At 51.5% G+C, this 549-nt stretch carries 1 rRNA gene; it reads left to right on the top strand.

Annotated features, from left to right (window positions below):
* Positions 1-549 (top strand): 23S ribosomal RNA (locus AAFU51_18930); the annotation flags it as partial.

Below are 549 nucleotides of genomic sequence, written 5' to 3'. Positions count from 1 at the left end.
GCGAACGGGGACCAGCCCAAACCAACGACTCCGGTTGTTGGGGTTGTGGGACAGTGACATGTATCAATGGATTTAGACGAAGCATTTGAAAGATGCACCATAGGGGGTGAAAGTCCCGTAGTCGAAAATGAAGTTGGGCTAACTGTATCCCGAGTAGCACGGGTCACGTGAAACCCCGTGTGAATCAGCGAGGACCACCTCGTAAGGCTAAATACTCCTGTGTGACCGATAGCGAAAAGTACCGCGAGGGAAAGGTGAAAAGAACCCCGGAAGGGGAGTGAAATAGAACATGAAACCGTGAGCTTACAAGCAGTGGGAGTCCGATTAAACGGATGACAGCGTGCCTGTTGAAGAATGAGCCGGCGACTTATAGGGTCTGGCAGGTTAAGTCGGGAATGACGGAGCCATAGCGAAAGCGAGTCTGAATAGGGCGTTAGTCACCTTTTATAGACCCGAACCCGGATGATCTAACCATGGCCAGGATGAAGCTTCGGTAACACCAAGTGGAGGTCCGAACCGACTGATGTTGAAAAAGGAGCGGATGAGCTG

The organism is Bacteroidota bacterium (assembly GCA_039821555.1).
Taxonomy (GTDB): Bacteria; Bacteroidota; Rhodothermia; order Rhodothermales; family Rubricoccaceae; genus JBCBEX01.
Note: the sequence above shows the minus strand (reverse complement) of the source record. Positions and strands in the feature narration are given on the sequence as shown.